The 12,425-nt window shown below is 64.7% G+C and carries 12 protein-coding genes; 9 read left to right on the top strand and 3 right to left on the bottom strand.

Annotated elements, in window-relative coordinates:
* Positions 1-16 precede the first annotated feature (16 nt).
* Positions 17-1,537, bottom strand: coding sequence for a signal recognition particle protein (gene ffh, locus EO094_RS02070; RefSeq protein ID WP_128290683.1), 1,521 nt, complete (start codon positions 1,535-1,537; stop codon positions 17-19).
* 148 nt (positions 1,538-1,685) lie between these two features.
* Positions 1,686-2,651 carry a LysR substrate-binding domain-containing protein gene (locus EO094_RS02065; protein WP_164879521.1) on the bottom strand — a complete coding sequence of 322 codons (966 nt, stop codon included), beginning with the start codon at positions 2,649-2,651 and terminating at the stop codon, positions 1,686-1,688.
* A 109-nt stretch (positions 2,652-2,760) separates the two neighbouring features.
* On the opposite strand from EO094_RS02065, the gene EO094_RS02060 reads away from it, so the two are divergent.
* From EO094_RS02060 to EO094_RS02020, 9 genes are all read left to right on the top strand, one after another.
* Positions 2,761-3,792 carry an ABC transporter substrate-binding protein gene (locus EO094_RS02060; RefSeq protein WP_128290681.1) on the top strand — a complete coding sequence of 344 codons (1,032 nt, stop codon included), beginning with the start codon at positions 2,761-2,763 and terminating at the stop codon, positions 3,790-3,792.
* 72 nt (positions 3,793-3,864) lie between these two features.
* Positions 3,865-4,929 carry an ABC transporter ATP-binding protein gene (locus EO094_RS02055; protein WP_128290680.1) on the top strand — a complete coding sequence of 355 codons (1,065 nt, stop codon included), beginning with the start codon at positions 3,865-3,867 and terminating at the stop codon, positions 4,927-4,929.
* Positions 4,926-5,786, top strand: coding sequence for an ABC transporter permease (locus EO094_RS02050; protein ID WP_128290679.1), 861 nt, complete (start codon positions 4,926-4,928; stop codon positions 5,784-5,786). The genes EO094_RS02055 and EO094_RS02050 overlap by 4 nt, the downstream gene beginning before the upstream one ends.
* Positions 5,783-6,583, top strand: coding sequence for an ABC transporter permease (locus EO094_RS02045; protein WP_128290678.1), 801 nt, complete (start codon positions 5,783-5,785; stop codon positions 6,581-6,583). The genes EO094_RS02050 and EO094_RS02045 overlap by 4 nt, the downstream gene beginning before the upstream one ends.
* Entirely contained in the window at positions 6,580-7,689 is a 1,110-nt protein-coding gene (locus EO094_RS02040; RefSeq protein ID WP_128290677.1) for an NAD(P)/FAD-dependent oxidoreductase, read from the top strand. The genes EO094_RS02045 and EO094_RS02040 overlap by 4 nt, the downstream gene beginning before the upstream one ends.
* On the top strand, positions 7,673-7,969 hold the full coding sequence (locus EO094_RS02035; RefSeq protein WP_128290676.1) for a (2Fe-2S)-binding protein: 297 nt from the start codon (positions 7,673-7,675) through the stop codon (positions 7,967-7,969). The genes EO094_RS02040 and EO094_RS02035 overlap by 17 nt, the downstream gene beginning before the upstream one ends.
* Positions 7,969-9,393, top strand: a complete 1,425-nt coding sequence (locus tag EO094_RS02030) for an FAD/NAD(P)-dependent oxidoreductase (RefSeq protein WP_128290675.1) — start codon at positions 7,969-7,971, stop codon at positions 9,391-9,393. The genes EO094_RS02035 and EO094_RS02030 overlap by 1 nt, the downstream gene beginning before the upstream one ends.
* Before the next feature lie 10 nt (positions 9,394-9,403).
* Complete coding sequence (locus tag EO094_RS02025; RefSeq protein ID WP_342772723.1) at positions 9,404-10,525, top strand: NAD(P)/FAD-dependent oxidoreductase; 1,122 nt, start codon at positions 9,404-9,406, stop codon at positions 10,523-10,525.
* 41 nt (positions 10,526-10,566) lie between these two features.
* On the top strand, positions 10,567-10,911 hold the full coding sequence (locus EO094_RS02020) for a RidA family protein (protein WP_128290674.1): 345 nt from the start codon (positions 10,567-10,569) through the stop codon (positions 10,909-10,911).
* Between the two features lie 127 nt (positions 10,912-11,038).
* On the opposite strand, the gene EO094_RS02015 is transcribed toward EO094_RS02020, so the two are convergent.
* Positions 11,039-12,319: a YihY/virulence factor BrkB family protein gene (locus tag EO094_RS02015; protein WP_128290673.1), complete on the bottom strand. Its 1,281-nt coding sequence runs from the start codon at positions 12,317-12,319 to the stop codon at positions 11,039-11,041.
* Positions 12,320-12,425 lie beyond the last annotated feature (106 nt).

Below are 12,425 nucleotides of genomic sequence, written 5' to 3'. Positions count from 1 at the left end.
TCCTTGCGTTTGAACCTTATTTCTTCTTGCCGCGGCCAAGACCGGGAAGCCCCGGCAGACCGCCCATCCCGCCTCCCATTCCTGGAAGGCCCGGCAATCCTTTGGGCAGGCCGCCCGGCATACCGCCGAGACCGCCCGGGAGCCCGCCAGACATGCCGCCCGGCAAACCGCCCTTCTGCATCTCTTCCAGCATCGCCGGATCGGGCTGCGCGCCCCCGAAGAGACCGGCCATCTTCTTGTTGCGGCCGAGCTTCTTCATCATGTCCGACATCTGCCGGTGCATCTTGAGGAGCTTGTTGACGTCCTGCACCTCGACGCCGGAGCCCGCCGCCACGCGCTTCTTGCGGCTCGCATTCATCACCGCCGGCTTCTGCCGCTCCTGGCGCGTCATCGACGAGATGATGGCGAGCTGGCGTTTCACGACGCTGTCGTCGATGCCGGCCGCGGCCACCTGCTTCTTCATTTTGCCGATGCCCGGCATCATGCTCATGATGCCCGACATGCCGCCGATCTTTTCCATCTGACGAAGCTGTTCGGCGAAATCCTCGAGGTCGAACTCGCCCTTCTTCATCTTCTGGGCGGTCTTGAGGGCCTTCTCCTGGTCGATCTGCTCCGACGCCCGCTCGACGAGCGAGACGATGTCGCCCATGCCGAGAATGCGGTCGGCGATGCGCGAGGGATGGAAGGCCTCGATCGCGTCGATCTTTTCGCCGGTACCGATGAGCTTGATCGGCTTGCCGGTGACGGCGCGCATGGAAAGCGCCGCACCGCCGCGCCCGTCACCGTCGATACGCGTCAGCACGATGCCCGTGACCGCGCAGCGCTCGTTGAAGGAGCGCGCCACATTGACGGCGTCCTGACCGGTGAGCGCATCGGCGACGAGGAGGATTTCATGCGGATTGGACGCCCGCTTCACCTCCTCCATCTCGATCATCAAGGGCTCGTCGATATGCGTGCGGCCCGCCGTATCGAGCATGAGCACGTCGTAGCCGCCGAGGCGAGCCGCATTCTGCGCCCGTTTGGCGATGTCGACCGGCCCCTGCCCTTCGATGATCGGCAAAGTCGCGACGCCGATCTGTTCGCCCAGCACCTTGAGCTGCTCCTGCGCCGCCGGCCGGCGGGTGTCGAGGGAGGCCATCAAGACCTTCTTCTTCTCCCGCTCCGACAGGCGCTTGGCGATCTTCGCCGTCGAGGTCGTCTTACCCGAGCCCTGCAGACCGACCATCATGATGGCGACGGGCGGCGCGGCGTGAAGATTGATCTCCGAGGCTTCCTCGCCCAGCATCTCGACGAGCTGGTCGTGGACGATCTTGACGACCATCTGCCCCGGCTTGACGGAGCGCACGACTTCGGCGCCGACGGCGCGCTCGCGCACCTTCTCGGTGAAGGCACGCACCACTTCGAGCGCGACGTCCGCTTCCAGAAGCGCACGCCGCACTTCCCGCAGCGCTTCCGAGACGTCCTTCTCGGAAAGTGCTCCGCGGCCGGTGATCTTGTCGAAGATGCCTGAAAGGCGATCTGATAGGGTATCGAACATGGCGCGTCTCGAGCGTTCAATGCAAATTGCATCCGCGGGCGAACCTTCGCTGGCGGATGGTGACCTCCGGAATCCCGTTCCGGTCGGCGGGTCGTAAATCTGGCTCTTTTATAGAGTGTCGCTCACCTAAGCGGCAGCGCGCCACAAGTCAAGGATGCGCCGCGCCCGCAAACCGCGAATCGGCGGCCGGGTCGCAGCCGAGCGTGCCGTGCAGCTCCGCCTCCAGCTCCTCCACCGCACCCCGGATCTCGTCCATCAGCTCGAGCGCCAGCTGCGACAGCTCCTGATAGGTGGACGTCAAAAGCCAGGTCGTCATGGCGATCGGCTCGGTGAGCGGGCGGAACACGACATCCGGAAAGTCCGCCTCGAAAGACACGAGTGAGGGCACGATCGCCACCCCGCAGCCGGACGCCACCATGCTGCAGGCCGCATCCGCCATCTGCACTTCGGCTGCCGGCCGCATCGCCAGCCCCGCACGCTGAAACGCCTCGTCGATGAGCGGATAGGAAAGATCGTCCCGCCCGAGCGCCACGAGACGCTCCCCGGCGATGCTTTCAAGCGAGATCGCCGCCTTGCGCGCCAGAGGATGCTCGCGGCGCAGCGCGCAGATCATGGAGATGTTGGTGAACGGCTCGCAATGCAGCGCCGGATTGCTCGTCGGCACGAGCGAGATGCCGAAATCCGCCGCACGCGTGATCATCGAATTCTCGACGCTGCGCGAGGTGCGCGTGAAGAGGGAGAGAAGCACGTCGGGGCGGTCGCACAAAAGCTCGCCCACCTTGCGCGGAATGAGCCGCATGCTCATCGCCGGAAAGGCGACGATGGAGATCTCGCCGCGCTGCAATTCGCGGATGGCGCGCGCCGCCTCGTGCACACGCGTCAGCCCCTGCTCCAGCTTGGAGGTCTCGACGAACAATTGCCGGGCCTCCGGCGTCGGCACGACGCGGCCCTTGGTGCGGGTGAAGAGCGGCAGATCGCAGGCCACTTCGAAGGCGTGCAGCAACTTGCTCACGGCCGGCTGGCTGACGAACAATCCTTCCGCCGCTTTGGTCACGGACCCGGCCTTCATGACGGCATTGAAGGCTTCGACCTGCCGGATATTGGGCTTCGCCAAGGCGCACCTCATAACCTTTGGGAATGAGATGTACATATAATCTCATTTGAAACACCCGGAAAACGCCCATTCAATGATCATGTCTCAAAAGAATACAGAGGGGTTCTCAATGAAACCGGTCATCATGGCGCTTGCGGCCGCAAGCTCCCTCCTAACCGTTCAGACCGCCCAGGCGCAGGATACCCTCGTCGTCGGCGGCTATGGCGGTTCTTTCGAAACCTTGATGAAGGAAGTCGTCTTCCCCGAATTTGAGAAGACGCATGACGTGACGATCCAGTTCGTCGCCGGCAATTCCACCGAAAACCTCGCACGTCTGCAGGCGCAGAAGGGAAATCAGGAACTCGACGTCGTTATCCTCGACGACGGCCCGATGTATCAGGCGGACGCCCTCGGCTTTTGCGCCCCGATGAGCAAGGCGGCGGCCTTCGACGACGTCTACGATCTCGCCAAGCTCGGCCCCAATTCCATCGGCATCGGCTTCGTCGCGACCGGTTTCACCTACAACACCGAATGGTTCGAGCGCGAAGGCTGGGATCCCCCCGCAAGCTGGGAAGACCTGAAGGATCCGAAATACGAAGGCATCCTGTCGATCCCGCCGATCAACAACACCTACGGTCTGCACACCCTCATCATGATGGCGCGGCTCAACGGCGGCGGTGAGAAGGACATCGATCCGGGCTTTGAGGTGATGGCCGATGACGTCGCGCCGAACGTCCTCGTCTTCGAGCCGTCCTCGGGCAAGATGTCGGAGCTCTTCCAGTCGCAGGAAATCGCCCTGTCGATCTGGGGCTCGGGCCGCACCAAGTCGCTCGCCGATACGGGCTTCCCGGCGAAATTCGCCTATCCGAAGGAAGGCGCCGTCGCCCTCATGCTCGCGGCCTGCCCGGTCGTGGAAAGCAACGTTCCTGAAGTCGCCAACGAGTTCATCCAATATCTCCTGACGCCGGAAGTTCAGGTGAAGCTCGCCGACGTCATGGGCTCCGGTCCGGTCAACCGGAAAGCGGAGCTGACCGAAGAGCAGGCCTCCTTCCTGCCCTATGGGCCTGAGCAGATCGAAAACCTCGTCGCCGTCGACTGGGATACGATCAACCCGAACCGCGAAGAGTGGACCAAGCGCTGGGCGCGCGAGGTCGAGCGCTGAGTTGAACGGCATTGCGGGAGTGCTCGGCACTCCCGCCTTCGCCCCTTTACTGCCGGCTTTGCGAGTTCACAGATGCCTTTCCTTCAGCTTAGCGGTCTGACCAAACGCTTCGGCGAAGTCGTGGCCGTCGAAGATTTTTCGCTCGCCGTCGAGAAAGGCGAGTTCGTCTCCCTCCTCGGTCCCTCCGGCTGCGGCAAGACCACGACGCTGCAGATGATCGCCGGCTTCGAGCAGCCGACCTCCGGACACATCATGCTCAACGGCCGCCATCTGGAAGAGGTGCCGGCGCGCAACCGCGGTCTCGGCATCGTCTTCCAGACCTATGCGCTCTTCCCGCATATGACGGTGGAAGAAAACGTCGCCTTCGGCCTGGAGATGCGCGGCATCGACAAGAAGGAGCGTGCGCGCAAGGTCGCCGGAGCGCTGGAGCTCGTGCAGCTTGCCCATCTCGCCAAGCGCTATCCCCGGGCGATGTCCGGCGGCCAGCGCCAGCGTGTGGCGCTCGCCCGTGCCCTCGTCATCGAGCCGGAGCTCCTTCTCCTCGACGAGCCGCTCTCCAATCTCGACGCCAAGCTGCGCGAGGAAATGCAGCTCGAACTCCGCCGCATCCAGCAGGAAGCGGGCGTGACGACGCTTCTCGTCACCCACGACCAGAACGAGGCAATGGCGCTCTCCGACCGTGTCGCGGTCATGCATCACGGCCGCCTGATGCAGGAAGAGACGCCCTTCCACGTCTACGAAAACCCGAAATCCTCCTTCATCTCGACCTTCCTCGGCAAGACCAACAGCCTTGCCGCCACGCTGAAGTCGACGAATGACGAAGGCTCCGCTCTCGACTGCAACGGCATGGCGCTTGCCGGTCCGCCCGCCCATCTGCGGCCCGGCCCGATCACCGTCTCCCTGCGCCCGGAACGCATCGAAATCGTCGCAGAGGGCGAAGCCGTCGTCTCAGGCCCGGTGATCGAGCGCATCTTCCTCGGCGACCAATGGCTCTTCCGCATCGAGACGCCGCTCGGACCTCTCCTCGTCGTGCGCCGCAACCGCGGCCAGCGCGAGCCGGAACACGGCGAGACCGTGCATCTCGCCTGGACGCCCCATCATCTGCGCCTCCTGCCGAAGGAGGATGGCGCGGCATGACACTTCAAGCGAAATCCAGGCCCTGGATCCTGAGCGCCCCGGCGCTCCTGCTCTTTCTCGTTTTGCTGCTGGTGCCGCTGGTGATGACCTTCATCCTCAGCTTTCACAGCTTCTCCTTTTATGGCGGCATCGCCCCGACCTTCTCGCTGGAGAATTACGTCGAGGTCCTGAGCGACGGCTATTTCTACGAGATTTTCGGGCGCACCTTCGCGATCGCGCTCGCCACCACGCTCATCTGTGCCGCGATCGGTCTGCCGCAGGCCTATTTCCTGTCGCGCATGCACCCGTTCTGGCGCTCCGTGATGCTCCTCGTCGTGCTCGGCCCGCTCCTCATTTCCGTCGTGGTGAGGACGCTGGGCTGGGCGATCCTTCTCGGCAACAAGGGCGTCATCAACGACGCCTTGCGCGATCTCGGCCTCATCACCTCGCCGATCCGCATGATGTACACCTCGGGCGGCATCGTCCTCGCCCTCGTCCATGTCATGGTGCCGTTCATGATCCTCGCCATCTGGGCCGCCCTCCAGCGCACCGATCCGGCGACGGAAAGTGCCGCGGAATCGCTCGGCGCCCGGCCCTGGACCATCTTCCGCAGGATCGTCCTGCCGCAGGCGATGCCTGGCATCCTGTCGGGCTCCCTCATCGTCTTTTCGCTGTCGGCGAGCGCCTTCGCCACGCCGGCCATCCTTGGCGGCCGCCGCGTCAAGGTCGTTTCCACCACCGTCTATGACGAATTCCTGAACACCTTGAACTGGCCGCTCGGCGCAGCGATCGCGATCCTTCTTCTGGTCTCGGTGCTCGCCATCATGGTCGGCTGGAACCGGCTCGTCGAACGCCGTTTTGCGGGGGTCTTCGAATGAGACACAACGGCCTCTTCGCCAAAGGCTTCAGCGTTCTTTTCGCGACCTTCATGCTGGCGCCGCTCGTCGTCGTCATCGGCGTCTCCTTCACGCCGGAAGGCTTTCTGGAGTTTCCGCCGAGCGGCTTGTCGCTGCGCTGGTTCCGGGCGATCCTCGACAATCCCGACTTCATCGAAGCGGCCTGGATCAGCCTCCAGCTCGGCGTCGCCTCCGCGACCGTCTCCTCCATCTTCGCCGTCCCGGCGGCGCTCGCCATCGGCCGCGGCCGCTTTCCGGGCCGCGACGTGCTTCAGGCCTTCTTCCTGTCGCCTTTGACGGTGCCGACCGTGGTTCTCGGCATCGCCTTCCTGCGCTTTCTCAGCTTCCTCAACGCCAACGGCACCTTCGTCGGGCTGATGCTCTGTCATGCGATCATCATCATGCCCTTCATCCTGCGTCTCGTTCTCGCCTCGGTGACCGGCCTCGACCGGTCGCAGGAACAGGCGGCGGTGTCGCTCGGTGCCTCCGACTGGACCGTCTTTCGCCGCGTCACCCTGCCGGCCATCATGCCGGGCGTGATCGGCGGCTGGGTCCTTGCCTTCATCACCAGCTTCGACGAACTCACCGTGACGGTGTTCATCGTCAGCCCCACCACAACGACATTGCCAGTGCGTCTCTTCTCCCACATCACGCAGACGACGGATCCTCTCGTCGCCTCCATCTCCACGGTCGCCATCCTGTTTACCGTGGGTCTCATGTTCCTCGTCGACCGCATCTACGGCCTCGATCGCCTCCTCATCGGCGAGGGCGCAAGATGAAGGCGGACACCATCGTCATCGGCGGCGGCCTCGTCGGCGCCGCCATCGCCTATGGCCTCGCCCGCGAGGGCGAAAAGGTCGATCTCCTCGACGAGGGCGACGTCGCCTTTCGCGCTTCACGCGGCAATTTCGGCCTCGTCTGGGTGCAGACGAAGGGTCTCAAAATGCCCGAATATGCGCGCTGGACACGCCGTTCGGCGGATGTGTGGCCGGAATTTTCCGACAACCTCCTGGAAGAGACGGGCGTCTCCACCGCCTATCACAAGCCGGGCGGCGTGCATGTCTGCGTCGATGAGGAAGAGCTTGAGGAACAGGTTAAGATCCTCAACCGCATGAACCAGGAGCATGGCGCGGAATATTACGGCGGCCGGGTTTTGAGCCGCGCCGAACTCGACGACATGCTGCCGGGCCTCGGCCCCGATGTCGTCGGCGGCACCTATTCGCCGCATGACGGCCACGCGAGCCCGCTCTATCTGATGCGCGCTTTGCATGCCGGCCTCCTTAAGCACGGCGGCCGATATCATCCGAACGCCCGCGGCATCGAGATCGAGCGCGACGGCGGCCACTTTGCCGTGCGCACGCCGGCCGGCACCTTCACCGGCGCCAAGGTCGTCCTCGCCGCCGGCCTCGGCAATCGCGATCTGGGCGAAATGGTCGGCCTCGACATTCCCGTCGAACCGCTCAAGGGCCAGATCCTGGTGACGGAGCGCACTGCGCCTCTCTTCACCATGCCGACGCATGTCGTTCGTCAGACCGACGAAGGCTCCATCATGATCGGCGACAGCCACGAGGATGAAGGCTTCGACACCACTTCGAAGCCGCGCATCATGGCGGATATCGCCGCCCGCGCGCTGCGCGCCTTCCCGTTTCTGAAAGATCTGCGTGTCGTGCGCTCATGGGCGGCGCTGCGGGTGATGAGCCCCGACGGCCATCCGATCTATCAGCAATCCGAAACCCATCCCGGCGCCTTCAGCGTCAATTGCCATTCCGGCGTCACGCTCGCCGGCGCCCATGCGATGGCGCTCGCGCCGATGATCGCCCGCGGGCGGCTCGACGACGAGATGGCCGCCTTTTCAGCAAGGAGATTCAATGTTCAAGCGCGCTGAGGAGACGGGCGCTCCCTCCCTCTCCTTCACTTTCGAAGGCAAGGCCCTGAAGGCCCGCACCGGCGACACGATCGCGGCGGCTCTTCTCGCGGCCGACGAACGCATTTTCCGCACCACGCCGGTCACCGAGACGCCGCGCGGCCCCTTCTGCCTGATGGGCGTCTGCTTCGACTGCCTCGTCGAGATCGACGGCGTGCCGAACCGCCAGGCCTGCATGGTGCAGGTCGAAGAGGGCATGCAGGTGCGCCGCCAGTCGGGCAGCGCGGAGGTGATCTCCTGATGAGCGCGACGACGAAAAACCGCTACGACGTCGCCATCATCGGCGCCGGTCCGGCCGGCATGGCCGCCGCGGTGGAAGTCACCAGGGCCGGGCTTTCCGCCATCGTTCTCGACGAACAGCCGGCACCCGGCGGACAGATCTATCGCGGCATCGAGACGAGCGACGAGAAGCGCACAAAGGTCCTTGGGCCCGATTATGCCGCCGGCCGCGACATCGCCAAAGCCTTCCGCGCATGCAGCGCCGAATATCTCCCCGGCGCCACCGTCTGGAACATCGACAGCGCCCTCGGCATCGACGTGTCGCTCGGCCAAGGCTCCAAACACATCCAGGCCGGCGCCATCGTAGTGGCGACGGGCGCCATCGAGCGGCCGACGCCGATGCCGGGCTGGACGCTTCCGGGCGTCACCACGGCCGGCGCTCTGCAGATCCTCTTGAAGGCGAACGGCGTCGTCTCCGACGATGTCGTCTTCGTCGGCTCCGGTCCGCTCCTGTCGCTGATTGCCGCGCAGATGCTGAAGGCCGGCGTCAAGCCGCGCGCCATCGTGGAGACCGTGCCGCAGAGCCGCTACGTGGCCGCGCTCAAGCATCTTCCGGCAGCCCTCGGAGCCGCATCTTATCTCGTGAAGGGCCTGGCGATGATGCTGTCGCTGCGCCGCGCCGGCGTGCCGATCTACCGCGATGCGACCGGAATCCGCATCGAGGGCAATGGCAAGGCGGAGGCCGTGACCTTCACGAGCGGCGGCAAATCCCACCGTCTCGAAACCACCTCCGTCGCGCTCCACCAGGGCATCGTGCCGAACCAGCAGGTCACGCGCCTTCTGCGCTGCGATCACGAATGGAACAAGAGCCAGCATTGCTTCGTCCCGAAGGTCGACGAGTATTTCGAGACGACCATGGCCGACGTCTATGTGGCAGGCGACGGTGCGGGCATCGGCGGCGCGGTTGCCGCCAGGCTGCGCGGGCGCCTCGCGGGCCTCAGGATCGCGGAAAAGGCCGGTCGCGGCAACGCCCAGGAGCGCCGCTCCGTCACCGATGCGCTCATGCGCGAGGCCAAGATCCGGCCGCTTCTGGAAACCCTTTACGCGCCCTCGCCGGAAATTCTCGCCCCCGCCGACGAGACGCTCGTCTGCCGCTGCGAGGAGGTGACGGCCGGCGACATCCGAAAGGCCGTCGATCTCGGAGCGCCGGGCCCCAACCAGGTGAAATCCTTCCTGCGCAGCGGCATGGGCCCCTGTCAGGGGCGCATGTGCGGGCTCGCTGTCAGCGAGATCATCGCCAGCCGGCGCGGCGAACCGATCTCGGAGATCGGCTATTACCGCATCCGACCACCCCTGAAGCCGCTCCTCCTGTCGGAGCTCGCAGCGCTCGAAAGCGAGGAAGCCGTTCCGGCCGATCTCGCTGATGAATCCGCAGCCGTACACTGAGGACGCGACCGTGACCGGCACGCCTATGGCGGATCTCATCGTCGTCGGCGGCGGCCTGCACGGCTGCTCGGCCGCGCTGCACGCCGCCAAACGCGGCCTGTCGGTGATCGTCATCGAAAAGGACAATGCCGGCCGCCATGCCTCCGGCGTGAATGCCGGCGGCGTGCGCCGCCTCGGCCGGAATTACGCGGAGGTGCCGATCTCGGTGCGCTCGATGGAAATCTGGCACCGGATCGGGGATCTCGTCGACGACGATTGCGGCTTTCAGCGCTGTCCGCAGATCAAGGTGGCGGAGACCGAAGCGGAGCTCGAGACGCTCGAAAAGCGGGCTGCCGATCTCCGCGAACTCGGCTTCACCCACGAAGTCATCGTCGATCAGCAGGAATTGCGGCGTCTCCTCCCCGCCGTCGCCCCGCATTGCGTCGGCGGGCTCGCAAGCCTCGATGACGGCTTCGCCATCCCCTACAACACGACCTTCGCCTTTCAGCGCAAGGCGCGCGCGCTCGGCGTCCAGTTCTTCGAGAAGACGCGCGTCGAGAAAGTGCGCCGCGACGGGAAGGACTGGCACGTCGACACTTCGGCCGGCACCTTTAAGGGACGCAATCTCCTCAATTGCGCCGGCGCCTGGGCGGGCGAAATCGCCAGACAGCTCGGCGAGCATGCCCCCATCGAGGCGATTGCGCCGATGATGATCGTGACGGCGCGCATGAAGCGCTTCTGCGATGCCGTCGTCGGCGGCTGTGGCCGCCCGCTGTCGTTCAAGCAGGCGGAAAACGGCACCGTCATCATCGGCGGCGGACGGCGCGGCTATCCCGATCCGAAGACCAACAAATCCGAGATGCGCTTCTCGCAGCTGCGCTATTCGGCGGAGACGGCAATCGGCATCTTTCCGATCATGAAGAGCGCCACCATCGTCCGCTCCTGGGCCGGCATAGAAGGCCGCATGCCCGACGACATTCCGGTCATCGGCCCCTCATCGACCCACGAAAACGCCTTCCACGCTTTCGGCTTTTCCGCCCATGGCTTCCAGCTGGGCCCGGCCGTCGGCGAGATCATGGCGGAACTGATCGCGACCGGGCACACCAACGCCCCGATCGCACCGTTTTCCATCACCCGCTTCGCCAAGTCCTGAAGCGGGCCTCATCCCCCTCCAAAACCAAGCAAGGACACACAATGATCCAGCGTCACATCCAGACGAAGATCAACCATCGCGTCGTGGAGCATAACGGCGTTCTCTATTTCGGCGGCCTCGTTGCCGACGATATGAGCAAGGACATGAAGGGGCAGACGGAAGAGATCTGCAAGAAGATCGACGATCTTCTGGCCCAGGTCGGCTCCTCCAAGGAGAAACTCCTGACGGCGATGATCTACATTTCCGACTTTTCCCAGAAGGACGGCATGAACGAGGCCTGGCTGGCCTGGCTGCCGGCCGAGCATCTGCCGACCCGCGCCACGATCGGCGTCGCCGAACTCGGCAAGGACACCCTCATCGAGGTCGTAGTCTCCGCGGCGAAGTAAGTCCAAATCTGACGACGCGTGTCGCCGGCAACCGGCGGCACGTTTGCGAGGGGTTCTCGCCTTCCCCCGGCGGGAACCCCGAGCGGCTCAGCCGCCCGTCCCCTTTCTTCGAGAAATCCGTCTTCGCTCAGCGCTTGGCGGCTTGCGCCGCGGCCAGACGCAGAACCGACGCGAGAACGCTCCCGGACGCCGATCGCCGCCCGTCCTTGGCGCTTTTGTCCTTGGCACTCTTTCCGTGCTTCTTACCGGACACGCTGTCCCGCTTCGTCGAATGCCGTCCGCTCTTCGCCGCCCGCCGTTTTGGCGGGGTGAGAAGGATGGCGATCAGCACGAAGGGGATCCCGAGCGTGATCAATTCGCCGAAGCTGAACGGCCGGTCGCGTCCGAGCGGCTGGCGCGTGCCGAAGAGGTCGATGCCGGCACCGCCGCCCGACCCGTCGAGCCCCTTGCCAACCGTATCGGCCATATGCGCGCCGCGTAGCCCGATCGGTTTTTCCGGCGACAAGGTCGTGTCGCGGGCGGTCTGATGCTCCATCTCGGCGTTGAGCTCGGCGCCTGCGAGGAGCACGAACACCGACACCCAGATCCACATCATGATGCCGATCACCGCCCCGAGCGATCCGTAGGTGGCGTTGTAATCGGCGAAATTCGCAATGTACCAGGAGAACATGATCGAGGCCGCGATCCACACCACGGCGGTGATCGTCCCGCCCCAGGTCACCCAGCGCCAGCGCGAGGGCCGCCGGCTCGGCCCGTAGCGATAGAGGATGCCGATCGAAAAGGCCGCGACCAGAAGCAGGATCGGCCACCGGATAGAGGCGACCAGCCATCCCTGATGGAGGCCGAGATAGGCAAGCACGGCCGGCACCACGATCGTGGCACTCAAAAACAGGATGATGAGGATCAGAAAGCCGAGCGTGAAGGCGAGCGACACGACGTTGAGGACGAAGAAATTCCTCTTCTCCTTCTCCTCATAGGCGACGTTGAGCGCCTGAAACAGCGACTTCACGCCCTTATTGGCACTCCACAGCGACAGAGCGAGCGTGGTCAGAAACGCGAAACTGAGCGAGGAGGATTTCGCCGTCACGAGCCGCGACAGCTCTTGCTGCAGAATGTCCATGCCCGCCTGCGGCATCACCGCCTGCAGCGCCTGCAGCTGCGAGGCGAGATTGGCCGGATCGTTGTAAATCCCGTAGATGGAAACGAGCGCGCCGAGCGCCGGAAATGCGGCGAGAAGCAGATAGAATGTGACGCCACCCGCCACGAGCGAAACGCGGTCCTCGCCGATCTCCTGGCTCACGCGCCAGAAAATGTCTTTCCAGCCCAGAAACGGGATCTGTGTCGGCTGGCGGGCATCGCGGCCGCGCGGATCGCGGGCATGCTGGCTGTGTGGTCTGTCGTTGTTCATGAATCCCTTGGCCGAATAATCGGCGGCCGGGGCGTTGGTTCCGCCCAATGGGCCGCAGGATGCGCCGCGGGCGCCATCTCGGCGCCGCAAATCGGCGCCGTAAATC

Origin of the sequence: Afifella aestuarii (assembly GCF_004023665.1) — a bacterium.
Lineage (GTDB): Bacteria > Pseudomonadota > Alphaproteobacteria > Rhizobiales > Afifellaceae > Afifella > Afifella aestuarii.
This window is presented reverse-complemented; position numbering and strand designations above follow the sequence as displayed.

What these genes read in the sequence shown, in the direction of transcription:
- ffh (WP_128290683.1), bottom strand. Translation starts at nt 1,537, where the DNA reads ATGTTCGATACCCTATCAGATCGCCTTTCAGGCATCTTCGACAAGATC.
- EO094_RS02040 (WP_128290677.1), top strand. Translation starts at nt 6,580, where the DNA reads ATGAAGGCGGACACCATCGTCATCGGCGGCGGCCTCGTCGGCGCCGCC.
- EO094_RS02020 (WP_128290674.1), top strand. Translation starts at nt 10,567, where the DNA reads ATGATCCAGCGTCACATCCAGACGAAGATCAACCATCGCGTCGTGGAG.
- EO094_RS02035 (WP_128290676.1), top strand. Translation starts at nt 7,673, where the DNA reads ATGTTCAAGCGCGCTGAGGAGACGGGCGCTCCCTCCCTCTCCTTCACT.
- EO094_RS02045 (WP_128290678.1), top strand. Translation starts at nt 5,783, where the DNA reads ATGAGACACAACGGCCTCTTCGCCAAAGGCTTCAGCGTTCTTTTCGCG.
- EO094_RS02030 (WP_128290675.1), top strand. Translation starts at nt 7,969, where the DNA reads ATGAGCGCGACGACGAAAAACCGCTACGACGTCGCCATCATCGGCGCC.
- EO094_RS02060 (WP_128290681.1), top strand. Translation starts at nt 2,761, where the DNA reads ATGAAACCGGTCATCATGGCGCTTGCGGCCGCAAGCTCCCTCCTAACC.
- EO094_RS02055 (WP_128290680.1), top strand. Translation starts at nt 3,865, where the DNA reads ATGCCTTTCCTTCAGCTTAGCGGTCTGACCAAACGCTTCGGCGAAGTC.
- EO094_RS02015 (WP_128290673.1), bottom strand. Translation starts at nt 12,319, where the DNA reads ATGAACAACGACAGACCACACAGCCAGCATGCCCGCGATCCGCGCGGC.
- EO094_RS02050 (WP_128290679.1), top strand. Translation starts at nt 4,926, where the DNA reads ATGACACTTCAAGCGAAATCCAGGCCCTGGATCCTGAGCGCCCCGGCG.